Raw genomic sequence first — 23,133 nt, forward strand, 5'->3', positions numbered from 1 at the left:
CTTCCCTTTGTCTGGACTATAGTTTTACAGGACAGGTCATCAGGAAAGGGGATAAAAATGACGAGAACAACCAGGGTAATCTCCTGGACAGCAGGGATTTTCTTGTTGTTGATCGTGGTCGTCGCCATCATTATTGCGACGTTTGACTGGAACCGTCTCAAGCCGACCATCAACCAGAAAGTCTCAACCGAACTGAACCGCCCCTTCGCCATACGTGGTGATTTAGGGGTGGTATGGGAGCGTCAGAAAGAGGAGCCAGGCTGGCGAAGCTGGATCCCCTGGCCACACGTCCATGCCGACGACATCATCCTCGGCAACCCGCCGGATATCCCGGACGTCACAATGATCCACCTGCCGCGCGTTGAAGCCACGCTGGCTCCGCTGGCGCTCCTCACCAAAACGGTCTATCTGCCGTGGATCAAACTTCAGCAGCCCGATGCGCGCCTGATCCGACTCTCAGAAAAAAACAACAACTGGACGTTTAACCTTGCCAGCGACAGCGAAAAAGATCCGAATGCCCAGCCTTCTTCCTGGTCATTCCGTCTCGACAATATTCTTTTCGATCGCGGACGGATCGCCATCGACGATAAGGTCAGCAAGGCGGATGTGGAGATCCTGGTCGATCCGCTGGGCAAACCGCTGCCGTTTAGCGAGGTCACGGGCACGAAAGCAAAAGGCGACGCGGCAAGCGTAGGTGATTATGTCTTCGGCCTGACGGCAAAAGGGCGCTACAACGATCAGCCTCTCAGCGGTAAAGGGAAAATAGGCGGCATGCTGGCGCTGCGGAGCGAAGGCACGCCGTTCCCGGTGCAGGCGGACTTCCGTTCCGGTAACACCCGCGTGGCGTTCGTGGGCACGGTCAACGATCCGATGAATATGGGGGGCGTCGACCTTCAGCTTAAATTTGCCGGTGATTCGCTGGGCGAGCTGTATGAGCTGACCGGCGTACTGCTGCCGGATACCCCGCCGTTCGAAACGGACGGGCATCTGGTTGCCAAAATCGACACCGAAAAATCGTCCGTTTTTGACTACCGGGATTTCAATGGCCGCATCGGCGACAGCGATATCCACGGCACCCTGACCTACACCACCGGGAAACCGCGCCCGAAACTGGAAGGGGATGTTGAGTCCCGTCAGCTGCGTCTGGCCGATCTGGGTCCGCTGATTGGCGTGGATTCGGGCAAAGGAACCAAGTCGAAAGAGGTCAAAAAGGACGTTCAGCCTGCGGGTAAAGTGCTGCCTTACGATCGCTTCGAAACCGACAAATGGAACGTGATGGATGCGGATGTGCGCTTCAAAGGCGGAAAAATTGAACATGGCAGTACGCTGCCAATCAGCAATCTGACGACCCATATTCTCCTCAAAAACGCCGACCTGCGCCTGCAGCCGCTTAAGTTCGGCATGGCGGGCGGGACGATCTCCTCGAAAATTCATCTGGAAGGCGATAAGAAGCCGATGCAGGGACGGGCGGAGATCCAGGCGCGTCGATTGAAGCTAAAAGAGCTGATGCCGAACGTAGAGTTGATGCAGAAAACCCTCGGCGAAATGAACGGTGATGCCGACATTCGCGGCGTGGGGAACTCGGTGGCGGCACTGCTCGGCAGCGGCAATGGTAACCTGAAGCTGCTGATGAACGACGGGCTGGTGAGCCGCAACCTGATGGAGATCCTGGGGCTAAACGTGGGTAATTTCGTTATCGGGCAGATCTTCGGTGATGACGAGGTGCGGGTGAACTGCGCGGCGGCGAACCTTGATCTGGTGAACGGCGTGGCGCGTCCGCAGATATTTGCCTTCGACACGGAGAACGCGGTGATTAACGTGACCGGTACCGCGAGCATGGCCTCGGAGCAGCTTGATCTGACGATTGACCCGGAAAGTAAGGGGATCCGTATCATCACCCTGCGCTCGCCGCTTTACGTGCGCGGGACCTTCAAAAATCCGCAGGCGGGCGTGAAGCCCGGACCGCTGATTGCGCGTGGCGCAGTGGCTGCGGCGCTTGCGACGCTGGTTACCCCAGCCGCCGCGCTGCTGGCCTTGATTTCGCCGTCAGAAGGCGAAGCCAATCAGTGTCGGAATATTTTGTCGCAGATGAAGAAGTAAGGTGCGGCCTGTTTCGCCGGGTGGCGCTGCGCTTACCCGGCCTACAGGACTTTCTCCCTCTCCCTGTGGGAGAGGGCCGGGGTGAGGGCATCAGGCCTCAGTGAATTACAGAGCCTGATGCTTAGTCTCGTGCGTCAGCAGCAGCGCAATCAGCGTCAGCGCCGCCATGGCCGCCAGATAGACGCCTACATAGAACAGACCATAGTTCGCCTGCAGCCAGGTAGCGATATACGGCGCAACGGATGCGCCCAGAATTGAGGCTACGTTGTAAGAGAACGACGCGCCCGTATAACGCACTTCCGTCGGGAACAGCTCCGGAAGCAGCGCGCCCATCGGGCCGAAGGTCAGCCCCATCAGGCTCAGGCCAATCAGCAGATACGCCATCACCAGCGCAGGGCTACCGGAACCCAGCAGCGGCGGGAAGACGAACAGCGCGAACAGAATAATCAGCGTGGTGATCACAATCATGCTTGAGCGGCGACCAAATTTATCCGCCAGCAGACCTGCAATCGGCACCATCACACCGAAGCCAATCACCGCCATCATCAGCATCCACAGCACTTCGTTACGCGGCAGACCCAGCCCCACCGGCGCGGCGGCGGTGCTGTACGTCATGGAGTAGACGGTCATGATGTAGAACAGCGTATAGGTTGCCAGCATGATAAACGTGCCCAGCACGGTCACGCGGACGTGTTTGGTCAGCAGCGTTCCCAGCGGTACTTTTACCTGTTTTTTCGCAGCCGCGACTTTGGCAAAGACCGGCGTTTCGTGCAGGGAGACGCGCACATACAGACCAATCAGCACCAGTACGGCAGAGAAGACAAACGGAATACGCCAGCCCCAGCTCATGAACTGTTCATCCGTCAGCAGCCAGGAGAGCAGCAGGAACGTCCCGTTGGCAAAGAAGAAGCCAATCGGTGCGCCAAGCTGCGGGAATGAGCCATACAGCGCGCGCTTGCGCGCCGGAGCGTTCTCGGTGGCCAGCAGCGCCGCGCCGCCCCATTCACCGCCCAGGCCCAGACCCTGACCAAAACGCGCCAGCGCCAGCAGGACCGGTGCCAGAATGCCGATGGTTTCATAGGTAGGCAGCAGACCGATGGCCACGGTGGAGATGCCCATCGTCAGCAGCGAGGCCACCAGGGTGACTTTGCGGCCAATGCGATCGCCAAAGTGTCCAAACAGCGCAGAGCCAATCGGACGCGCAACAAACGCGATGGCAAAGGTCGCCAGAGACTGCAGCGTGGCCGCCGTCGGATCCCCCTGCGGGAAGAAAATATGCGGGAAGACGATGACCGCGGCGGTGGCATAAATATAAAAGTCGAAGAACTCAATGGCGGTGCCAATCAGCGATGCGACGACAACTTTATTGCGCGAGTTTACCGGAACGTTTTCCGTTCCCGAGTCGAGTGTGGTGGCTGTTGCTTGCATAATATTTTCTTATTTTTGTCGAACGAAAGGCCATATTACGCACAGCAAAAGCGACATTTCAATCTGTAACAAAGCCGCGCACTGGTGATAAAAGCAACAAAAAGCGGATAATTTTCATGCCAGCCAAAACACGTCTATGAAATGCTTCACAGATTTTAAATATCAGTCAATTAAACTGGTTTTCAGTTAAATAAAAGTTACGGACTGGATTTATATGCTGAAATGATGAATCGGGCTGAAATTTCAGCCCGAGAGCGGGGTTACCGGTGCGTTTTGCCCGGCATTCGCGGGTCGTCTTTGTACTCGGCGGTGGCAATCCACGCCGCGCAGAACAGAGTTAAACGCGCGAAGAAGTAGAAGAACGCCATCAGCCCCAGCACCGAGCCAAAGGCCGCGCCGGAAGGGGATTTAACCAGTGACGGTAAGGTGTAGGTCATCACGATTTTGATGACTTCAAAGCCGATCGCCGCAATCAATGTGCCGCGGAGCGCCTTCTTGCGCGGACGGTGGCGGGGCAAGCGCCAGAAGATCCAGAAGAACAGCAGGTAGTTGGCGAAGATGGAAATGGCCAGACCAATGCCGCGCCAGGCGGGCTTCAGCCATTCGATGTAATCAAGGTAAAGCGCGGAGATGATCATCTGCTGCGCCGAGCCCGCCACGGAGGTAATGGAAAGCGTCACGATGAGCGCGACAAGCAGGCCAATCAGCGAAACAAAATCGCGGAGATACTTAACCCAAATTTTCTCCTGGTCCTGCGGCTTACGCTCCCAGACATCGCGCGACTGGGCGCGAATGGCCTCGCGCAGGTTGCCCATCCAGTTAACGCCGGAGTAAAGGGCAATCAGCAAACCGACGATGCCGACGGTGGTACGCTGCTGGACGGCGGTATTAATGGTGCTTTTGAGCGTGCTGGCCAGGGTCGGGTCACTGACGTTATTCAGGATCTTATTGAAGATATCCTGCAGCAGCGTCGGGTGCGACGCGAGCACAAAACCTGCCGCCGCAAACGACACCATCAGGATCGGTATCATCGACAGGAAGGAAAAATAGGTGATGGCGGCACCAAACTGGTTTCCCATGCGGTCATTAAAGCGCTCGGTCGCGCGGATCAGATGCGCAACCATGGGAAACTGCTGAATTCTTGCGGCGATGCCGGTGACGGTCCCCAGCGCTTTGCTGGCGGCACCTGGCGATGTGGCCTCTTCAGGCCCGGTTTCCATCTTTTTGACGGGCTCGTACTCTAAATGTTGGGTGGGTCGTTGCGGGTTGTTTTCCGGCGTCACGCGTTTTTTCCTTTTCGTTGAGCTGGATATGTTTTTGAATTATAGCTTGCGACTAGTCCACGTAAGCTTTTGTGAGTGCAGTTAGCCACTCCATGAACAGATGGACCCGTCGGGAGAGGTTGCGGCGGTGGGGATAAATCAGGGAGACAGGCATCGGTTCGGCCCGGTATTGCGGGAGGATCTCAATCAGTTTCTTCGCGCGCAGCAAATCGCGCACCCCAACCCGCGGAACCTGAATAATGCCCAGCCCGGCGAGGCAGGCGGCCTGGTAAGTTTCCGTGCTGTTGACGGTTAACACCCCGCCCGTTTTTATCCACTGCGTCGCACTGCCGTTATAAAACTCAAAGCCCTGCGGGCGGGTTCCCAGCATCGCGGCGTAGTGGATCACCGCGTGTGAGCCTAAATCGTCCAGGGTCTCCGGGTAGCCAAATCGCTCCAGATAATCCGGGCTGGCGCAGTTAATCACCGACAGCTTGCCCAGCGGACGGGCAATCAGCCCTGAATCCTTGAGCGTGCCGACGCGGACGACGCAATCAAACCCTTCACGGATCACATCCACCAGGCGATCGCTGCTGCTGAGCTCCAGCTCGATACCCGGATACTGCTGTAAAAAAGCAGGCAGTTTAGGGATGACTAAATTTCGAGCAACACTGACGGGCATATCCACGCGCAGACGGCCGCTGATGCTGGAGGGATCGTGCTGAAACATGCCGTCGAGTTCATCAAGGTTTGCCAGCAGATCTTTTGCCCGCTCGTAATAGACCATGCCGTCCTGCGTCAGGCTGACGCGTCGCGTGGTGCGGTGCAATAGCTGGGTGCCAAGCCGGTTTTCCAGAGCCTGAATTTGTCGTGAAACGCTGCCTTTCGGCAGGGTTAATGTTTCGGCCGCGCGGGAAAAACTCTCCAGTTCCGCGACGCGGACGAATAGCTGCATTGCGTGAATTTTATCCATAGAGGAAGCTCATTGTTGTCGCTGCTGAAACAGTGAAGCGCTTTAACCCATCTTTATTGATTTTCTATCACCTAATAAGCTCTTTCTCAATCTCCTTAACAGCCAAAACGAGGTATATGATGAGTGAACGTATCGCATTAGTGACGGGTGGTAGCCGCGGTCTGGGTAAAAACGCTGCGTTAAAGCTGGCGGCAGACGGCACGGGAATCGTCCTGACATATAACCGTAGCCAGCAGGAAGCGCTGGACGTTGTGCATGAAATTCAGCAAAAAGGCGTCAACGCAGCGGCATTACAGCTCAACGTCGGGGATATCACGGGTTTTGATACTTTTGCCCAACAGCTTCAGCAAACCCTTAGGACCGTCTGGCAGCGTGAAACCTTTGACTATTTATTGAACAATGCCGGAACGGGTTTATATGCGCCCTATACCGACACGACGGAAGCCCAGTTTGATGAGGCGCTGAACATTCATTTCAAAGGACCTTTCTTCCTGACCCAGCGCCTGCTGCCGCTGCTTAACGACGGGGGACGGATCCTCAACGTCTCCAGCGGGCTGGCCCGTTTTACCCAGCCGGGCTCAGGAACCTACGCGGCCATGAAGGGGGCGATGGAAGTGCTGACTCGCTATCAGGCGAAGGAGCTGGGCGCGCGCGGGATCGCCGTCAATATCATTGCGCCGGGCGCGATTGAAACCGACTTTGGTGGCGGACGCGTGCGCGACAACGCGGATCTGAATCAGCTGCTGGCCTCGCAGACGGCGCTGGGACGGGTGGGGCTGCCGGACGATATTGGCGATGCCATTGCGGCACTGCTCAGCGATAAACTGGGCTGGATGAATGCGCAACGTATTGAAGTATCAGGCGGTATGTTCCTGTAACGTACGTGCTTAAGGAAATCCTTAAGGCGAATGTGTCCAAATACTGACAGATATAAAGAACACGGGGGATTTGTAACGTCTCCATTCGTTGAGTTTTTTCTTAAACAACCCCTCTGTAGAATCGCCCTTCGCTATTCTCAGAGGGAGAAAAACGATGCGAGTAATCATGTTTGACAGGCATTCACTCTTTATTCACGGAGCGATACACAGCCTTCAGGCGTTAATTCCTGAAATAGATATGACAGGGACCTGTCAGGCGGACGATTTATGGACCCAGGTTTCCGCTTCGCCGTCAGCTATCGTCATGATTGACGGGAATGTCATCCAGGACGACGGGATCGCTTTGCTGGAAGAGATGCTGCAACGCTTTCCGGCGATACGCGTGATTCTGGTTCTGGCGAAAAAAGAGGCCAGATGGGTTGAACAATTGCGGCAGCGAAACATCATGGCCATTATTCCCCGAAATGCCCACCCGGAGCGGTTTTCCGCCGTGCTGGATTCGGTGTCCAGAGGGATGGTCTGTTTTCCCGGAGAGTGGGTCAGACAGCCGTCGTCGCAGGCGTTATCATCCCTGAGCGAGCGTCAGCGCGACGTGCTGAAATTGCTGGCGGCGGGGGAGTCAAACAAAGAGATTGGACGCAATCTCAACATCAGCGCGGCCACGGTAAAAGCGCACCTCGAGGCGCTTTTCCGGCGGCTGGACGTGAAAAACAGAACGCAGGCTGCCCTGTTCTATACCCGTGCAACGGCCTGAAAAATCGCGTTTGGGAGCGAAGGCATCTCGCCGAAGCTGAATATCATCATAACCAGCGCATCATGCTGCTGTTGGGTTAATGGGCGTGTCACGCTTTCCCGCAGCAGCGCCTCACACCGCTGAATATCGTCATGCAGCAAATCTTCTGCCTCGGCAGGCGTGATGGGACCGCGAAAATGCGCCCGATCGCGGAGCACGTGACCATAGCCGATAACCCATAATCCGTTTTCGTCACGATATTTTTCCAGAGAAAGACCCTGATATTTTTTTATTAACGCAATGGCGGCAGAAGATATTTTCAGCGCATGACCTTTCATATTCGTTTCCTCTTAATAGCGATACTGTAGAGGAAACGACGTTCGAGAAATATCCGCCAAATGGCTGTTGATCAGGAATTATTATTCAGGTATTCCTGCTGTAATAAACCAAATAACCAGTCATTTTGCCAGCGACCCGCGAGGTAATAGCTTTCGCGTAATTCACCTTCCAGGCGAAAGCGGGCTTTTTCCAGCAGGCGTCTTGACGCGGTATTCCCCGCGGTGACGGTAGCGGTGAGTCGACGTAAACCGCCCTGATGAAAAGCATAATCGCAAAGCGAGTTCAGGGATTCAAAGCCGTAACCTTTCCCCTGCGCCTCGGGTGCGAAAAGGAAGCCCACTTCGGCACAGTCCTCCTCCCGATGAATATACCCGGTAACGCCCAGCGGGGCCTGGGAGGCGGCGTCACGTACGACGAGACAAAGCCAATGCGCGCTGCCCGGTGACCAGGGCGTCAGGCGCGAATCAAACGCCTCGCGGATGGCTTCGACGGGGCGGTCTTCCGCCACAAAGCGCATGACGTCGGGATGCTGCTGCAGGGACAGAAAAAAGGGCCAGTCTTGTTCCTGCAGGGGCGAACAGGTAAGGCGAGGGGTAATTAAAACCGGCATTCAGATTCTCCTGAAACATTTTAAATGATTTTAGGGTTGTCACTTTATTTCAACAGAAAGTCAGGTATGGTTAACCGCGTATAAATAAAAAGAAAAAGGGCCGTCTCGTGCCCATTCCGGATGTCTTCGTTGTCGCTTAAGGAAAACAATGACTCTCAGCACATCACACCATATTCGCGAACAGTTCGAACACTGTCTGGCGGTCATTCGCCATGCGTCGGTGGAAATTTTGCTTCTTCTGAATGTACATGCTTCTGAGGGCAAAGATCCACGCTGGTTCCTGGAACAACTCGACAGCGCGCGATTAGCTCTGGGCGGCTGGGGAGCCGTTGCGAAAAAACTCAACCTGAATGATGCCGAGATGTCGGAATTTACGCTCCAGCTGCGTCTGCTGCAGCAGCGCGTTCCGCAGTATGAAAGCGGACAGGATGTGAGTGAAAACCAGCTTATTGCGGCGATGCGGTTTGTCACCGCGCTGGAACATCTTCGCCTGCAGCAGCCGCTGTTGACCTACAGCACGGACCTGGCGCCGGGAAGCGAACTTCAGCAGCAGCAGGCGCAAAAGCAAGTACGCGCGATTGAGCTGATGATTAAAGGGCTCATCCAGCAGGCCTGGCCCGATCAGGTGCGGCTGAACAACCATCTTAAGACCCTGTTTAACGCTGACCGCGTGCGGCGCTGGCTGAAGCTTGGCGAGATCAACGATGTCCTGAGCGGCATGATGTTCAGCGAGCTGGCGCAGATGCTGGTGGATAAAAAAGAGTTCAGCCGCTATTACGCCTCGCTGTTCAGCGACCCGTCTATGCTGACGCTGCTGGTTGAACCGCGCAAAACGCTGCAAACCTTCCTCGACGACATTCGACAAATCCGCAACAGCATCACCGTTCAGAAAACGCTAAGCTCGGCGCAAATTCAGCTGTTGGATAACTACTACGCGCAGATCGCGCGGCCCGTTCAGCGCGCGTTTGAAGAGGGGAGAACGCGCGTCAATCCGGCCGGATTTATGGCGGTAGATGCCAGCGAACTGCATACCTTCTGGGAAAAGGCGCAGAAAATGGATCGGGTCACCGGTGGGGATCTATTTGAAGTCCGTGACACCATTGAAAAGCCGACCCAGCGCGCGCCGCGCAGCCCCGAACAACGCGAACAGCTTATTTCCGGTGCGCTATGGGGGGCGGTTGGCGTTATGGTGATTGCCATCGTGGCGGGGGGATTCTGGCTGGTGACCAGCAGCAAACCGCAGCCTGCGACCGCCAGCGCGGCTGAAGCGGCCCCTCCGCAGGAAATGCGCGAGACGCCTTCCTCGCGTGAAACGCTCACGCGCATGGGGGTGACCTGGGACGAGAATAATTTCCGCTCGGCCATCAACCGCAACGATACCCGCGTGACCCTGCTGTTTTTGCAGGGCGGTATGGACTGGAAGCTCTCCTGGACCGAAGAGGCGATGTCGGCAGGCTATGACGATGTGCTGGAGCTGATGTTACGCTACCGGCAGAACATGGTGGAAGAGAAGCCGTGCCGTCGCTTCATCAACACGCTCAGCCACGCCATGTCGAACGGCGAGTCTCTGACCTCGGTACGTAAAGAGTATCTCAAAGCATTCTGCACCGTGCCTGCCGTGGTGAAACGCCAGCAGCACGATCTCGACATGGCCACACGCCGCGCGCAGTCGCAGCCGGATGCCGCTTCGAAAAAATGGCAGTCCATTCAGACTGCCATTTATGAGGTGATTCGCTAAAATTTTTCACCCCTCACCCTAACCCTCTCCCCAAAGGGGAGAGGGAACGTGAACACCCTCGCCCCTTTGGGGAGAGGGCCGGGGTGAGGGGCCAGACCGCACCCCACTTAAGGCTCCCCATACAGCCCAATCAGCCGCCGCACCACGCCGTTCGTCCAGCCGAAACCATCCTGCAGCGGATACTCGCCCCCGCCACCTTCTCGCGGCGTACTGCTGGCGATGTGGTACTTCTCAATCAGCTTGTGATGCGTCTGATAAAAATGGTTCACCGTATGCAGCCAGCTCCAGGCGATCTCATCCCCCAGCGAGTCGTTGCCGTACTGCTTGAACCCCTGAATCGCCATCCACTGCAGCGGCGCCCAGCCGTTGGGTTTATCCCACTGCTCGCCGGTTTCGTACTCGGTGGCCAGAATCCCGCCTGGCGTCAGCAGCCGCGCTTTGACCGCATCAGACAGGCGCTCCGCCTGCTCGTGCGTCGCCATGCCCACGTACAGCGGCACAATGCTGGCTGCCGAGAACAGCGCCAGCTCTTCGCGCCGCCAGTCGTAATCGCGGTAACAGCCGCTCTCCTCGTCCCACAGATAGCGGTTCACCGCCGCGCGGCGATCGTTGGCTTTCTGGCGGAACGTCTCTGCCGTCTCTTTATCCCCTTTCGACGCCGAGATATTGGCAATAGCGCTTTCCAGCTTGAACAGGAAGGCGTTCAGATCGATGGGGATAAACTGCGTCGTACGGATACTGGCGAGCCGCGACGGATCGCGCAGCCAGCGGGACGAATAATCCCAGCCGGACGCCGCACCCGCGCGCAGATCGCGATACACCTCATTAGGTGGACGACCCGAGTGGCGGGCCGTTTCCACGTCCTCAATCCACGATTCGTCGCGCGGGGTATCACGGTCGTCCCAGTAGCGGTTGAGCAGTGAACCGTCCGGCATGCGCACGGCGCTGCGGTACGCCTGGTTAAGCAGCAGCGACTCCGCGCCGTCCATCCAGAAGGCGTACTCCATTTTGAGGTGGTCCAGATAACGTTTCGCACCGCGCACGCCGTCCTCCTCGAACAGCTCCACCATCAGGGCAAAGACCGGCGGCTGCGAGCGGCTGAGATAATAGGTGCGGTTGCCGTTGGGGATATGGCCGTAGCGTTCAATCAGCCAGGCGAAGTTGTCCGCCATACATTTGAGCAGATCGTTACGGCCACTCTCCGCCAGCCCCAGCATGGAGAAATAGGAATCCCAGTAGTAGGTCTCGCTGAATCGCCCGCCGGGGACGATATAGGCCTGCGGCAGCGCCAGCAGAGAAGACCAGGGAATATGATCCTGCGGCTCGCGCGTCAGCACCGGCCACAGGTTATCAATGTGCTCTTTCAGGGAAAGGCCCGGGTCGGAGACATATTCTGTGCCGTACGTTTCCGGCATCCAGAAGTGGTTCTCCACAAACTGGCGCAGGTCGAAATCCCGGTGGCGTCTGACCTTGCGGTAGCGGATCAGGATATCCAGCGGATCCATCTTCGGCGCGCAGTCGGGGAAGGTTTTACTGTCCGCAAACAGCCGGGTCGACTGTACGTGCTCGAACAGTTCAAGATAGCGGTCTGCGGGCGTCAACGCATCGGAGGCAGGTAGCCCCTCGATCATTTCGGGTTCCGGCTCCGCCTCAATCATTTCATCCAGTTTCAACTCGCAGGGATCGGTCTCGTAGCGCAGCTCTTCTGCAATCTCGAACTCGATGTTCTCGGTAGCCTGTAGTTTCTGGTTGAACATGGTGATAGGGACCTCCGGTTGTGTGTTCAAAAGACAGGTTTATCCGGGCGTCTTATAAGCGTAGACATTCGCTTCGGTAGTTGGGGAGGGATATGTGCGGTAGATCACACTAACCGGATGCGATTGAGCATAGAAAAGTAATGCAACTGTATATATTACAATGGCTTAATGATGTATTAACATATGGAAAATTCAGAGTATTCATTACTATTCAAAAAGCCACTGCTTGAGTGGCTCATGAAAAGTGGTTTCACGATGTGATTAATGAAAATATATCAATACGAAACGTTGTTAATCCAACCTAGAATTTTTCCGGCAAACGATGTATCTCCGATAAGAAACCGTAACGCTTCAAGGTAATATAGTTTCCCCGAGAAAGTTCAGAGAGAATGTGCATTACGGTACTCCTTGATAATTTTGTCCGCTCAAGAATGAATCGTGATGCAGAAATGCTTTCGCGCACTTTGTCAGGCTGGTTCATCAAGTCCTGCAGAAGATTGCGAACAATTTGATAAGCGTTTCCAGCGATAATCTGGCTATCTCTTATCATAAGCCTATGCATGACGTAGGAAAAAATGATCACAAGATTACGCCATTGATCTGGATTAGCAGCCATATAAGCTTCAAGATCATCACCTGTAATCCGAATCGCCTCAACGGGAATCTCTGCATAAAAATGCACAGAACTGAAGTTTGAAAAAATCTCTCCCAAACCGATAAACATAGGTGGGTAGACATTTGTTATTGTCGTTCCGTCACCTTTACGTTGGCATGAAAAGTAGCCCGAAGTAATGATGTAACAGACTTTCTGACCCTTATGAATCATGCTCAGTCTCTCTCTGGCTTTTAACTTGACAGGAACGCCTAGCGGAGAGAGATTGTCGAGGAGATGCTTAATCTTTTCGTCAGGATGCTCGAGTGTTTCATCATAAAGGGTGAAAACCTCTACTTTTCTTTTTATTTGTTTCTCTTGATTAGTCATGATGGTGTCCCTGAAGCCAGAGTAGAAATCTTAACTATGCTTAATTCTTGTAAGTATATGTGATAGTTGTCGTTAAGATGAACTAATTGGAGGTCAATATTAACTCTTTTTATATCAATGGCTTATGTTGAATGTTTTGATGCTAAAGAATACGTTTTGATATATAAAAGCAGCTTAAGGCATAGTATGGAACCCATCTATAGAAAACAGTACATGCGAAAAAATGTTGCATTTTCTGTGAAAAAAATTATTCTTTAAAATTAACTAAAACGTCCCCCCAGGGCGTTAATGCTATAAGAAATTATTTTAGTAATCTCAACAAGTTCCGTCAATTAGAACTTCTTTTGTTTTTTGTATTTTAATTCATGTGCATTCATTTTGTATTAAATAAAATGTTAAATTTTTAGCGCAAAACAGTCTTGTCACTCTAATCTACAATGAAATTGTGTATCTACTATCCGAAATCGGACACGCTTTCATTTGCCCTCAATTCTTTCCAGTCATTATAATCCCCCCACTCAAGAATACTTTAATTGAGAAAGAAAATAAGTTGGTAACACTTCGTTGGAGCCAATTTATTTGCTTAATGTGAATCTTACTGTTTCGTACTAAGCATGAGCTTTTGCTTGTTATATTTCAGTGGATTAACTTATAAAGATATTGTTTTTTCAAACAAGATTTTAACGGTAAATTAGGAATTATATACATGAACATGAATAAGATTGTTCTGGCGGTAGCTATGGCTTCTACTTTTGCAATGGGCGCAGTTCAAGCAAAAGATGAGGGGCATGGTACTGTGACCTTCACGGGTTCAATTATTGATGCACCATGCTCCATCACGCCTGATAGTAGCGATCAGACGGTTGATCTGGGCGAAGTGTCTAATGTTGCCCTTAAGGATGGTGGGACGTCTAATCCGCAGCCATTCGCGATCAAATTAGAGCAGTGTGATACCACCACTTTAAAATCTGTTAAGGCAACCTTTACCGGTGCTCCGTCTGCAGGTAACCCAAAACTGCTGGGTATTACGGGTACTGCAAAAGGCGCTTCCATTGCGATTACAAACGGCTCCGGTCAGATCATCACACTGGGAACTGCCTCTCCAGCTCAGACTCTGCAGGACGGAAATAACACTCTGGAATTCTCTGCGTATCTCCAGGGTGATGGTGCATCAGCAACAATTGTCCCAGGCAGCTTCCAGTCTGTTGCGGACTTCACCCTGTCTTACCAGTAATCAGTTGATGTTTTTTTAATTTCCTGATTGTTGCCTGATACCGTCCTGAAGTCATGTGAATGAAATGAGGGACGGTTTATTACAAAAATCACTGTTGCGGCAGGAAAAAACATGAATAAGAACCGCAATTTCACTTCTTCCTTTCGCAGTACTTTGGGTATTTTTTTTCTTTCATTTTTATTCTCTGCCCAGGCTGAGGCAAATCTCCCTACGCAGGAATATGGAAGAATTAGCGTTGAAGGCAGCATTATCGATTCGTCTTGTGCAATAGCCACTGAAGATCGTGAGCAAACCATTGATATGAATGCATCAACGCTTGGAGAAATTATTCATCAAGGTAGTGGGCAGCCATTCCCTTTTTCGCTTCATCTTGTGAATTGTAATTTTACAAATAGAGAGTTGTTCCAAACGACTTTTGAGGGTGATTCGGAGGATGGATTATTTACAGTTAAAGGAGCGTCTGGAATTGGTATACAAATTTCTGATACGCAAGGCCATATTGCTAAGCCGGGGGAACCGCTACCTGAAGGAACATTAGTGTCTGGTGCACAAACGCTTGATTATACACTCCGTGTGGTCGGGAACCATCATCAGCTAGACGTCGGTGAGTACTATTCCGTTTTGCGTTTTAAAGTGGATTATTTCTGAAGATGGCTCGTTTAAAAATGACCAACATACGTCGTAATAAATGTTGTAATACATTTGTATTAACACCTAAACCTGTTGCAGTTTGCATTCTGCTGGCGGTGTCTTTTTTTCGCCCGGTTTTCGCTGAAGATACGATTGAATTTAATACGGACGTTCTGGATGTAAAAGAACGCTCCCGTATTGATTTAACCCAATTTTCCCAGGCAGGTTACCTGATGCCAGGGCAATATCAGTTAACTGTACGACTAAATAAATCTGAGCTTCCTGAGCAGAGTATTGAATTCCTCGCGCCAGAAAACGATCCAAAAGGGAGCGTGGCGTGTTTGACACCAGAACTGATCAAGCAGTTCGGTCTTAAAAGTTCTGTGCTGAGTGAGGTCAAATGGTGGCATAACAATCAATGCCTTGATATTTCAACCCTGGAAGGGCTGACGATCCGCCCAGATCTGGGTAGCAGTACGTTATATATAAACATGCCACAGGCTTATCTCGAATATACCTCTGAAAATTGGGACCCGCCTTCCAGTTGGGATAATGGGATCCCGGGCGTATTATTTGACTATAACCTGAACGCAATGTCCTCAAAAGGACAAGATGTCGGTCGCGACAATAACGTAAGCGGTAACGGAACGACGGGTGCGAACCTGGGTCCATGGCGTGTTCGCGCTGACTGGCAGGCTCGTTATGATCAAACGGGAGGCCAAACCGGCGGTACGCAGCAAAGTTGGGACTGGAGCCGCTATTATGCCTATCGTGCAATTACGGCTTTAAGGGCAAAGTTGACTCTCGGTGAAAGCTATCTGGATTCATCAATGTTCGACAGCTTTCGCTTTAACGGTGCCAGCCTGTCGACGGATGATAATCAGCTGCCACCCAATCTCAGGGGATATGCACCGGAAGTCACTGGCATTGCCAAAACCAATGCTAAGGTCACTGTCAGTCAGCAGGGCCGGGTGATCTATGAGACAACTGTTGCGGCGGGGCCGTTTCGTATTCAGGATTTGAATGCCGCTGTTTCGGGTAAGCTGGACGTTAAAGTCGAAGAACAAGATGGCAGCGTGCGAATGTTTCAGGTTGAGACCGCAAGTATACCTTACCTGACTCGCCCTGGCCTCGTTCGCTACAAAGTTTCAGCGGGCAAGCCGTTGGATTATGAGCATCATCAGGAAGGTCCAGAATTTGCTACAGGGGAATTCTCTTGGGGTATTAATAACGGATGGTCCATGTATGGGGGGAGCCTACTTGCGGGGGATTATAATTCCCTGGCTGTAGGCCTCGGTCGTGACCTGTTGGCATTGGGGGCGTTATCTTTTGATATTACGCAATCCAGAGCGGTACTGCCGGGACAGGAGACCAAAAGCGGTGCGTCATATCGCTTGAGTTATTCAAAACGTTTTGATGAATACGATAGTGAGGTGACATTCGCGGGGTATCGGTTCTCGCAGCGTAATTATATGAGTATGTCGCAGTATTTAGACGAGCGTTATCACGATGGTCTAAACTCGGGACTTAATAAAGAGCTGTATACCATTACGTTTAACAAGCAGATTCGTCCGATCAACCTTAGCGCTTATCTCAATTATAGCCATCAGACGTATTGGGACCGTGAAGCAAGTGATACCTGGAATCTGTCATTATCAGACTATTTTGACGTAGGTAACTTTAAGAATGTGAGTGTAAGCCTGTCGGCGTATAGAACGGTTTATGACGGTTCGAAAGATGATGGTATGTACTTAAGCCTGTCACTACCGTGGGGAGAGCACGGTACGATCAGTTATAATGGTCAATCCAGCGGTGGGGAAAATACTCATACGGTTGGCTATTATGACCGTATTGACAGTAATAATACCTATCGTATGAATGTAGGAACATCTTCGAATGGTACGGGAACCGGAAACGGTTATTTTACGCATGACGGTGACCTGGCCAGCATGACCATGAACGCGAGCGTAACCGGAAACAGCGACAGCGCATTTGGCCTTTCCCTTCAGGGAGGGGTGACCGGAACGTCTCAGGGAGTGGCGCTTCATCGTGTAAATGTGATCGGTGGAACGCGAATGATGGTCGACACGGACGGCGTGAGTGACGTGCCTGTAAGCGGATATGGTGCGATCACCCACTCAAATCATTTCGGTAAAGCCGTCGTGAGTGATATTAGCAGTTATTATCGCAGCACAATTAACGTTGATATGGATAATCTTCCTGATGATATAGATGCAACCCGCTCTGTTGTTCAGGGAACACTCACGGAAGGGGCGATTGGCTATCGCAAGTTTGGCATTTTGGCCGGACAGAAAGCGATGGCGATTATTAAATTAGCGGATGGCTCAACTCCACCGTTTGGCGCAGAAGTCCGTAATAAGGGCGGTGCACAAACGGGCATTATCGGAGATGATGGCAGCGTTTGGCTGTCCGGGATCCGCCCTGAAGAAATAATGGATGTAAGTTGGGATGGTGGGGTTCAATGTAAAATAACACTACCTTCCCGGCTTCCAGCGTTAGACAAGAAGTTATTACTTCCGTGTCAACGGCGATAAATGGAATAGTCGCAGGGGAAATATTCTCCATAAAATCTTAACTATCTCATTATCCATTTTAAAATAAGTGAATTATCCATGAAAATGAACAAACATTGTCTGACGCTCATGATGAGTGCTCTTTCTCTGATTATGCTGGTACAGGAGGCTAATGCCGCGATTGCATTAGACCGTACACGTGTAATATTTAATGGTGATAAATCATCAATGGTTGTCACTATTACTAATCAAAATAAATCATTGCCTTATTTGGCCCAGGCCTGGGTAGAAGATGCTGAGGGTAATAAAATAGAATCCCCTCTTATGGCACTCCCTCCTTTACAGCGAGTGGAGCCAGGAGCAAAAGGTCAGGTAAAAATTCAGTCAATGGGTGATGCTGTTAAATTACCGCAAGATCGTGAATCATTGTTTTATTTTAACGTGCGTGAAATTCCTCCAAAAAGCTCAAAGCCTAACACGCTTCAGCTTGCGTTGCAGACGCGAGTTAAGCTGTTTTATCGTCCGAGCGCTATTGTTATTGAACACGGTACTGAAAATGATGCCTTCAAAAAAATTACGTTAACAAAAAGCGGTAATGGATATCAAATCAACAACCCCTCCACCCATTTCGTGACTATTGTCGCGGCATCAGCAACCGAAAATGGAAAAGACGTCAGTAGTTTTAAACCGATTATGGTATCGCCAAAAGATAACGCCCAGATGAGCGTTAATGCTGCCGAACTCGGAACGCACCCTGTCTTGTCGTTTATCAACGATTTTGGTGGTCGACCTCAGGCTACATTCAGCTGCAATGGCAATACCTGCAGCGTGTCAGCTGTAAAAGCTGGATAACTTCAAAAGCGCCCGTTTCAGCCATGGAGGAAAGGATGACAAAAGAACGATACCGTAAAGGATGCATGGATGCATTTATACAGGGGGTGCTGATTGTTGTATTCGTCATGCTGTGGTCTCAGCACTGTAAGGCTGAAAACAATAACATGGCTGGCGAATTACATATTCATGGTTTTCTTTTGGTCGGGGCCTGTCATCTTGATATGCAATCTCTTTTCCAGGAGGTGAATCTGGGCACTATCTCGAAAGGTATATTGCAGAAACCGGGTGATGCCGGGGAACCCGTGCATTTCAGCTTGGGTTTTAGAAATTGTGATCAGACGGGAGGGCGGCAAACAAACCGTTATACCGGCGTGACAAAAAGGGATGAGACTCATCCTGTCGTTAGCGTGAGTTTTGTGGCCCCAACAGACCCGGATACGGCGCACTTGATTGCCGTTCAGGGAATCAAAGGGATCGCGTTGATGATTAACGATAACACTGGACGGCAAATTGTTCCGGGCATTGCAGGCGTTCCTGTTTTTCTGGCTCCCGCAGATAATGCGCTAAATTACACTGTCAAGATTGTGCGTACATCTTCGCCGCTTGAGACCGGTGATTTTCGGGCAGTAGCCGATTTTAAAGTGAGCTATAACTGACGGTCGAAATAAAAAATATGTTCAATACATTGAAAGTGAACGTCTCTCTTTGGATTGCGGCTTTAGCCTTTATTATGTTATCGCCAGCCGCTTTCAGTGCAAGTGGAGATAAGGCTCAGATTAATATTGATATCACGGGCACATTAGTCGCGACCGGTTCATGTACTTTTGATCAAGGCGGCACGCTCAGCATTAACTTTGGTAGCATAGAGCTCAAAAAGAACCGAGACAATACGTTGACATTATTTGGCGATTATAAAAAACCTCTCACAAGTGACTTTTCATGCACTGGTGATTCATCTGGCTTATTGCAGATGAAATTTGACTCATCATCCGGGAGCTATGAGACTTATAACGGAAAAAATGTTCTGGGTACGGACAAAGGTGTGATTGGGATTGAATTATTGGTAAATGGCAATCCACAAAGTATGGCTGAATGGTTTGATGTTGATACGGAGAACCAACCCACGCTTCAGGCCCAAATTGTACAGGTCAGCGCTGAAAACACGTCAAATGTGAAAACCGATGATACCTTCTCCGCATCGGGTACGTTAACGTTGGCCTTTAATTAAGAGTTTGTCATGAAAAATTACCTGTTTACGTCAAAAATTGCTTGTGCATCTATTTTATGTTTCCTGCAGGCAAACACTTTCGCTGCGCAGACAGGTGATAGTGTGGAGTTTAAGTTTAGCGGCACGTTTATAGTCAGTACATCCTGCTCAATTAATAATGATAAAACGATCTCCGTTCCATTTGGTAACGTCGGTATAAAAAAAGTCGATGGAACACATTATGAAATGCCAATACCCTTTTCAGCTGAATGTGAGGGGGCCGCTGATAGTGATTCTGTCCGATTTACGATATCGGGGACGCCTGAGAACTTTGATAATGCAGCGGTTACAACAAATGTTTCAGGCCTCGGTATACAGATTCGATCAAATGGCACACCGGTGCAGCTAAATAAAACAGTCAATACCACTCTAGGCGCGTTGTCGACTTTGTCGTTAACAGCGGTGCCTGTAAAAGACCCTTCCGTAGAGTTGAGCGAACAAAGCTTTACGGCTACAGCGACGATAACTGCAGAGTACCTGTGAAAGGTATTTTAATTATGAACGACCATAAAATGGTATTTCCAAAAATACAAAGTGTAGTAGTAATACTTACTTTGTTTATTATCTCTTTTTATAACTCTGCTTCAGAAAATAATCTGCAATTTGATGGTGCTTTGGTGAGTGAACCTTGTAATCTTGATCCAAACACAACGGATATTGTTGTTGACTTCAAGAGCATTGTTGCAAAATCGCTATATAAATATAACAGAAGCTCGAGTGAAGTCTTCACCATCAATCTGACTGATTGCGATACGTCAATGAGCAACATGGTGAGCTTTACATTTAAGGGGGCAGAAGATCAGGCTCTGCCAGGCTTGCTTGCCGTTAACGGTACCGCCAAAGGCATTGCTATTGGTCTGGAATATGAAGATGGAACAATGTTATCGCTCAATCAACCGACGACTCAACAAGCGTTATCCGATGGTGTGAGCCAGTTTACCTTTAGGGCCTATGTTGCAGGTGAACCCGAAGCGGTTCAGAAGGAAAGCATGATTATGGGGCAGTTCAATGCAACGGCTACTTTTGAAATGGAATATCAATAAACGAGTAGCAGGAATATTTTTCTCGCTAAATCACTTTTAATGTTACAGATTCCAGGACCGTTGAAATGCGACTCTTATCTTTTGTGTTTTTATTCTTACTCTCTTCCTTAAGTGCTCACGCAGGTATGATGGGTATTATTGGTTTAACAAAAATACCCAGTGGATCGCCAGGTTGGGTTACTGATTCAAGTGGGTGCAGCGTACCTGAAACCACGAGCACAATGCCTAATGTTGAGCCATCGGTTAACCCAACGCTTTGTACCTTCAATCAGCCTGTGCCCTGGGCGGACAATCTTTATATATTACGCACGGATCTCCCATTCAAAATAAATATGGTCGTTTGTGATTTGGTGGCTTGTACACGCGCAGGTAGCGGAACGTATGTTTATACAAACAGCTCGTATTATTTCACCCAGGACAAAACCATAGGAGCCCAGAACCCTAATTTTGGTGGGACCTCCGCACGCTATAATCTAGGTTATCATACTACACTTTGCTATATCATTGAGGATCCAGGAAAAGCAACGGTTGGTGGTCCTGCAAGTACCGGCCCTTGGTGTCCGGATGTTACTCCGCTTCCTCCGAATCCACCCACTGCATCATGCACGCTAAATGATGGAAATAATCTCAGTGTAAGTTTAGGTACTATCGAGAGAGATACATTGCCAACGGTGCCGGGAACCGGGAAAAACAAGCATTATCAGATTCCGGTCGAGTGCAAAAATGCCGATCAAGTCATGATGAATATGCAGGTAACCTACACACCTATTACCATCGGAGGAAGTGATGTTATATCTTCCAGCGCAAACGGCTTAGGCGTTTATGTGACATACAATAATTCAACAATATCCCCCAGAGATGTTATACCGGTAACATTTACGTCCGGTTCTAATATACTGGATTTGGCATTCGGTGCAGTACGCGATCCTGATGTCGAGACCAAGAATATACCAACAGGTACATTTTCTGCCAGTGCGGTGTTGGTTTTGACAATGCTCTGATGTTATCTGATTTATTATAAGAGTAGCTTGTTAGTAAATGGCTGCTTTATGAGATATTTTAATTATTGATGTGTAACTAAATGAACCTGTATCGGCCTGGCTTATCCCGCGTCAGCGGTGTGACATTCTTTTTTATTTTGCTTAATGTGATTGTTTTAATCCCTCTCCCTAACATGGGGGGGCAAGGGTTAAAATTGCCTATAAATCTTTTATGCTGGTCATTTATTGGGGTTATTATCTTTTGGGTAATGCTAACAAGTAAATCGGAGAGAATAAATCTGCCTAAAGGTTTTTATCTGATCTTTTTTGGTACGACATTTTGGTCAATTCCTTTGGTCTTCACTCCTCATCGCGCATGGCGGATTGATTCTGCGCCACATGTTATGGCCCTCTGGGGATTAATATTTTTATGGCTAATGTTGAGTCAAATAAAATTGACCAGACAGCAGGGGCGGCGATGGTTAAAGGTAATTGTTATATCGGCCTTTGCCCAGGCCGGGTATGGCTTACTGCAAGCATTTCACCAGTTGGACAGTGTATTTGTTGGAGTCAGACCTTACGGCAGTTTCCAGCAGGTTAATGTTTTATCCTCCTTTTTAGCTACTGGCGCATCAGCCCTCTTTTGGCTAATAATAACAGCGGATAATAAGCGCCGGCATTTGACTATTTTTTCATCATTGATGCTTTTTACTTTAGCGTTTGTTCTATATCTTGCACAGAGTAGAGCCGGGATGATAGGCTTTGTCAGCGCCATTATCATTTTAACCGTTACTAATAAAAAACCCATCCGAACATACTTTGTTCCATTGTTTGTGATTTTTTCTGGCTTTATCATTGCTTATTTATGGCAACATAATTATTTCCAGTTTTTAGGCGTGACTGTGCCCGATGGTTTGGATATTTTTGATAAAACTGGCAGTAATAATCAACGCGCGGCTATATTAAAAAATACTCTCTTAATGATTATCGCCCATCCTCTTATGGGAGTTGGCTATGGTGGTTTTGAAAAAAGTTTCGCTGACATGGCCTTATTACAGGGTGGGCCATTTATTAGTGAGTCTCTGACACATCCTCATAATGAGTTGCTTTATGCATGGTCAGAGGGCGGTCTGCTTGCAATCTTAGGCATTGTAATTATTATTTTTGCCATGATTTCACTGCGTTATAAATCCAGTAAGAATGGAAAATGGGCTGGTATTGCACTACTTACACCGATTGCAGTACATATGAATCTGGAATATCCCCTTTATCAGTCTGTTTTCCATTCAATAATTATCATTTTTATTTTTTGTATATTTACTGTAAATGAGGGAGATGAAGCTAAGTTTAACTCTTCTCCGCAAAGCCTATGGCGATACGTTGGCGCATTGTATGGGTGTTTTCTGATTTTGTTCATGGTAAGTGGACTGATTACAGAGATCCGTATGACGAAAATAGAGCAACTCAATCTTCAGCCATTTATATTTTCGTCTGATTCACTGGATAGTCTTCCAAATACATTGAGTCAGCGTTCAAGGTTGGACTATGATGAACATATCTCATTACTTTTAAAGTACAATATCACGCATGATAAAGCGTATTTACTCGACTTTATGACGTGGTCCGACGAATACCTTAATATTCATAATGACGCAAATGTCTATGCAAGTAAAATTGCTATTTCCTACGCCTTAAATCAACATGACAAGACAAATGAAATATGTAACAGAGCGGTAGTGTTGTTTCCTTCCCATCACTTTGAACAGTGCAAAAAGTAGCTTTCAGTTGAAAGAAAGTATTGTACTGCCTAA

At 49.8% G+C, this 23,133-nt stretch carries 21 protein-coding genes; 14 read left to right on the forward strand and 7 right to left on the reverse strand.

From position 1 onward, the window contains the following. Positions 1-57 precede the first annotated feature (57 nt). The gene (locus NQ230_RS01570) at positions 58-2,100 is read left to right on the forward strand and encodes an AsmA family protein (protein ID WP_193941749.1); all 2,043 of its coding nucleotides are present in this window, start codon (positions 58-60) and stop codon (positions 2,098-2,100) included. Positions 2,101-2,205: 105 nt separating this feature from the next. Here the strand turns inward: NQ230_RS01570 and NQ230_RS01575 are convergent, their stop codons facing one another. From NQ230_RS01575 to NQ230_RS01585, 3 genes are all read right to left on the reverse strand, one after another. Further along, complete coding sequence (locus NQ230_RS01575) at positions 2,206-3,528, reverse strand: MFS transporter (protein ID WP_023333763.1); 1,323 nt, start codon at positions 3,526-3,528, stop codon at positions 2,206-2,208. Between the two features lie 260 nt (positions 3,529-3,788). After that, on the reverse strand, positions 3,789-4,811 hold the full coding sequence (yhjD, locus tag NQ230_RS01580) for an inner membrane protein YhjD (protein WP_257259665.1): 1,023 nt from the start codon (positions 4,809-4,811) through the stop codon (positions 3,789-3,791). Positions 4,812-4,863: 52 nt separating this feature from the next. Further along, positions 4,864-5,763 (reverse strand): LysR family transcriptional regulator, encoded by a 900-nt coding sequence (locus NQ230_RS01585; protein ID WP_257259666.1) that lies wholly within the window; start codon positions 5,761-5,763, stop codon positions 4,864-4,866. A gap of 119 nt (positions 5,764-5,882) precedes the next feature. On the opposite strand from NQ230_RS01585, the gene NQ230_RS01590 reads away from it, so the two are divergent. Further along, positions 5,883-6,641, forward strand: a complete 759-nt coding sequence (locus tag NQ230_RS01590; RefSeq protein ID WP_257261298.1) for an SDR family NAD(P)-dependent oxidoreductase — start codon at positions 5,883-5,885, stop codon at positions 6,639-6,641. A gap of 154 nt (positions 6,642-6,795) precedes the next feature. Beyond that, the gene (locus tag NQ230_RS01595; protein WP_257259668.1) at positions 6,796-7,395 is read left to right on the forward strand and encodes a helix-turn-helix transcriptional regulator; all 600 of its coding nucleotides are present in this window, start codon (positions 6,796-6,798) and stop codon (positions 7,393-7,395) included. Here the strand turns inward: NQ230_RS01595 and NQ230_RS01600 are convergent. Both NQ230_RS01600 and NQ230_RS01605 read right to left on the reverse strand, forming a co-directional pair. Next, on the reverse strand, positions 7,374-7,712 hold the full coding sequence (locus NQ230_RS01600; RefSeq protein ID WP_121426172.1) for a lysozyme: 339 nt from the start codon (positions 7,710-7,712) through the stop codon (positions 7,374-7,376). The genes NQ230_RS01595 and NQ230_RS01600 overlap by 22 nt on opposite strands. A gap of 71 nt (positions 7,713-7,783) precedes the next feature. Next, positions 7,784-8,323, reverse strand: a complete 540-nt coding sequence (locus NQ230_RS01605; protein WP_257259671.1) for a GNAT family N-acetyltransferase — start codon at positions 8,321-8,323, stop codon at positions 7,784-7,786. Between the two features lie 148 nt (positions 8,324-8,471). On the opposite strand from NQ230_RS01605, the gene NQ230_RS01610 reads away from it, so the two are divergent. Beyond that, a complete protein-coding gene (locus tag NQ230_RS01610; RefSeq protein WP_121426170.1) occupies positions 8,472-10,061 on the forward strand; it encodes an STY4199 family HEPN domain-containing protein in 1,590 nt (529 codons plus the stop codon). Between the two features lie 107 nt (positions 10,062-10,168). Here NQ230_RS01610 and NQ230_RS01615 read toward each other — a convergent pair whose 3' ends face one another. Beyond that, a complete protein-coding gene (locus tag NQ230_RS01615; protein WP_193941759.1) occupies positions 10,169-11,818 on the reverse strand; it encodes an alpha,alpha-trehalase in 1,650 nt (549 codons plus the stop codon). 301 nt (positions 11,819-12,119) lie between these two features. After that, positions 12,120-12,800 carry a helix-turn-helix domain-containing protein gene (locus tag NQ230_RS01620; protein WP_257259672.1) on the reverse strand — a complete coding sequence of 227 codons (681 nt, stop codon included), beginning with the start codon at positions 12,798-12,800 and terminating at the stop codon, positions 12,120-12,122. A gap of 706 nt (positions 12,801-13,506) precedes the next feature. Between NQ230_RS01620 and NQ230_RS01625 the strand changes: the two genes are divergently transcribed. The 10 genes from NQ230_RS01625 to NQ230_RS01670 all read left to right on the forward strand — a co-directional run bounded on the left by NQ230_RS01625 (position 13,507) and on the right by NQ230_RS01670 (position 23,100). Beyond that, positions 13,507-14,034, forward strand: coding sequence for a fimbrial protein (locus NQ230_RS01625; protein ID WP_257259673.1), 528 nt, complete (start codon positions 13,507-13,509; stop codon positions 14,032-14,034). Between the two features lie 111 nt (positions 14,035-14,145). Further along, entirely contained in the window at positions 14,146-14,682 is a 537-nt protein-coding gene (locus NQ230_RS01630) for a fimbrial protein (protein WP_257259675.1), read from the forward strand. Positions 14,683-14,699: 17 nt separating this feature from the next. Then, positions 14,700-17,219, forward strand: coding sequence for an outer membrane usher protein (locus tag NQ230_RS01635; protein ID WP_371745450.1), 2,520 nt, complete (start codon positions 14,700-14,702; stop codon positions 17,217-17,219). A 78-nt stretch (positions 17,220-17,297) separates the two neighbouring features. Further along, a complete protein-coding gene (locus tag NQ230_RS01640) occupies positions 17,298-18,050 on the forward strand; it encodes a fimbria/pilus periplasmic chaperone (protein WP_257259678.1) in 753 nt (250 codons plus the stop codon). Between the two features lie 35 nt (positions 18,051-18,085). After that, entirely contained in the window at positions 18,086-18,688 is a 603-nt protein-coding gene (locus tag NQ230_RS01645) for a fimbrial protein (RefSeq protein WP_257259679.1), read from the forward strand. Positions 18,689-18,705: 17 nt separating this feature from the next. Next, positions 18,706-19,260 (forward strand): fimbrial protein, encoded by a 555-nt coding sequence (locus NQ230_RS01650; protein ID WP_257259680.1) that lies wholly within the window; start codon positions 18,706-18,708, stop codon positions 19,258-19,260. A gap of 9 nt (positions 19,261-19,269) precedes the next feature. After that, positions 19,270-19,782: a fimbrial protein gene (locus NQ230_RS01655; protein ID WP_257259681.1), complete on the forward strand. Its 513-nt coding sequence runs from the start codon at positions 19,270-19,272 to the stop codon at positions 19,780-19,782. Between the two features lie 14 nt (positions 19,783-19,796). Then, positions 19,797-20,342: a fimbrial protein gene (locus tag NQ230_RS01660; protein WP_257259682.1), complete on the forward strand. Its 546-nt coding sequence runs from the start codon at positions 19,797-19,799 to the stop codon at positions 20,340-20,342. A gap of 65 nt (positions 20,343-20,407) precedes the next feature. Further along, positions 20,408-21,343, forward strand: a complete 936-nt coding sequence (locus tag NQ230_RS01665; protein WP_257259683.1) for a fimbrial protein — start codon at positions 20,408-20,410, stop codon at positions 21,341-21,343. Between the two features lie 80 nt (positions 21,344-21,423). Continuing rightward, on the forward strand, positions 21,424-23,100 hold the full coding sequence (locus NQ230_RS01670) for a PglL family O-oligosaccharyltransferase (protein ID WP_257259684.1): 1,677 nt from the start codon (positions 21,424-21,426) through the stop codon (positions 23,098-23,100). Positions 23,101-23,133: the final 33 nt, after the last annotated feature.

This window comes from Enterobacter asburiae, assembly GCF_024599655.1.
Lineage (GTDB): Bacteria > Pseudomonadota > Gammaproteobacteria > Enterobacterales > Enterobacteriaceae > Enterobacter > Enterobacter asburiae_D.

What these genes read in the sequence shown, in the direction of transcription:
- NQ230_RS01570 (WP_193941749.1), top strand. Translation starts at nt 58, where the DNA reads ATGACGAGAACAACCAGGGTAATCTCCTGGACAGCAGGGATTTTCTTG.
- NQ230_RS01575 (WP_023333763.1), bottom strand. Translation starts at nt 3,528, where the DNA reads ATGCAAGCAACAGCCACCACACTCGACTCGGGAACGGAAAACGTTCCG.
- NQ230_RS01585 (WP_257259666.1), bottom strand. Translation starts at nt 5,763, where the DNA reads ATGGATAAAATTCACGCAATGCAGCTATTCGTCCGCGTCGCGGAACTG.
- NQ230_RS01590 (WP_257261298.1), top strand. Translation starts at nt 5,883, where the DNA reads ATGAGTGAACGTATCGCATTAGTGACGGGTGGTAGCCGCGGTCTGGGT.
- NQ230_RS01595 (WP_257259668.1), top strand. Translation starts at nt 6,796, where the DNA reads ATGCGAGTAATCATGTTTGACAGGCATTCACTCTTTATTCACGGAGCG.
- NQ230_RS01600 (WP_121426172.1), bottom strand. Translation starts at nt 7,712, where the DNA reads ATGAAAGGTCATGCGCTGAAAATATCTTCTGCCGCCATTGCGTTAATA.
- NQ230_RS01605 (WP_257259671.1), bottom strand. Translation starts at nt 8,323, where the DNA reads ATGCCGGTTTTAATTACCCCTCGCCTTACCTGTTCGCCCCTGCAGGAA.
- NQ230_RS01610 (WP_121426170.1), top strand. Translation starts at nt 8,472, where the DNA reads ATGACTCTCAGCACATCACACCATATTCGCGAACAGTTCGAACACTGT.
- NQ230_RS01615 (WP_193941759.1), bottom strand. Translation starts at nt 11,818, where the DNA reads ATGTTCAACCAGAAACTACAGGCTACCGAGAACATCGAGTTCGAGATT.
- NQ230_RS01620 (WP_257259672.1), bottom strand. Translation starts at nt 12,800, where the DNA reads ATGACTAATCAAGAGAAACAAATAAAAAGAAAAGTAGAGGTTTTCACC.
- NQ230_RS01625 (WP_257259673.1), top strand. Translation starts at nt 13,507, where the DNA reads ATGAACATGAATAAGATTGTTCTGGCGGTAGCTATGGCTTCTACTTTT.
- NQ230_RS01630 (WP_257259675.1), top strand. Translation starts at nt 14,146, where the DNA reads ATGAATAAGAACCGCAATTTCACTTCTTCCTTTCGCAGTACTTTGGGT.
- NQ230_RS01635 (WP_371745450.1), top strand. Translation starts at nt 14,700, where the DNA reads ATGACCAACATACGTCGTAATAAATGTTGTAATACATTTGTATTAACA.
- NQ230_RS01640 (WP_257259678.1), top strand. Translation starts at nt 17,298, where the DNA reads ATGAAAATGAACAAACATTGTCTGACGCTCATGATGAGTGCTCTTTCT.
- NQ230_RS01645 (WP_257259679.1), top strand. Translation starts at nt 18,086, where the DNA reads ATGACAAAAGAACGATACCGTAAAGGATGCATGGATGCATTTATACAG.
- NQ230_RS01650 (WP_257259680.1), top strand. Translation starts at nt 18,706, where the DNA reads ATGTTCAATACATTGAAAGTGAACGTCTCTCTTTGGATTGCGGCTTTA.
- NQ230_RS01655 (WP_257259681.1), top strand. Translation starts at nt 19,270, where the DNA reads ATGAAAAATTACCTGTTTACGTCAAAAATTGCTTGTGCATCTATTTTA.
- NQ230_RS01660 (WP_257259682.1), top strand. Translation starts at nt 19,797, where the DNA reads ATGAACGACCATAAAATGGTATTTCCAAAAATACAAAGTGTAGTAGTA.
- NQ230_RS01665 (WP_257259683.1), top strand. Translation starts at nt 20,408, where the DNA reads ATGCGACTCTTATCTTTTGTGTTTTTATTCTTACTCTCTTCCTTAAGT.
- NQ230_RS01670 (WP_257259684.1), top strand. Translation starts at nt 21,424, where the DNA reads ATGAACCTGTATCGGCCTGGCTTATCCCGCGTCAGCGGTGTGACATTC.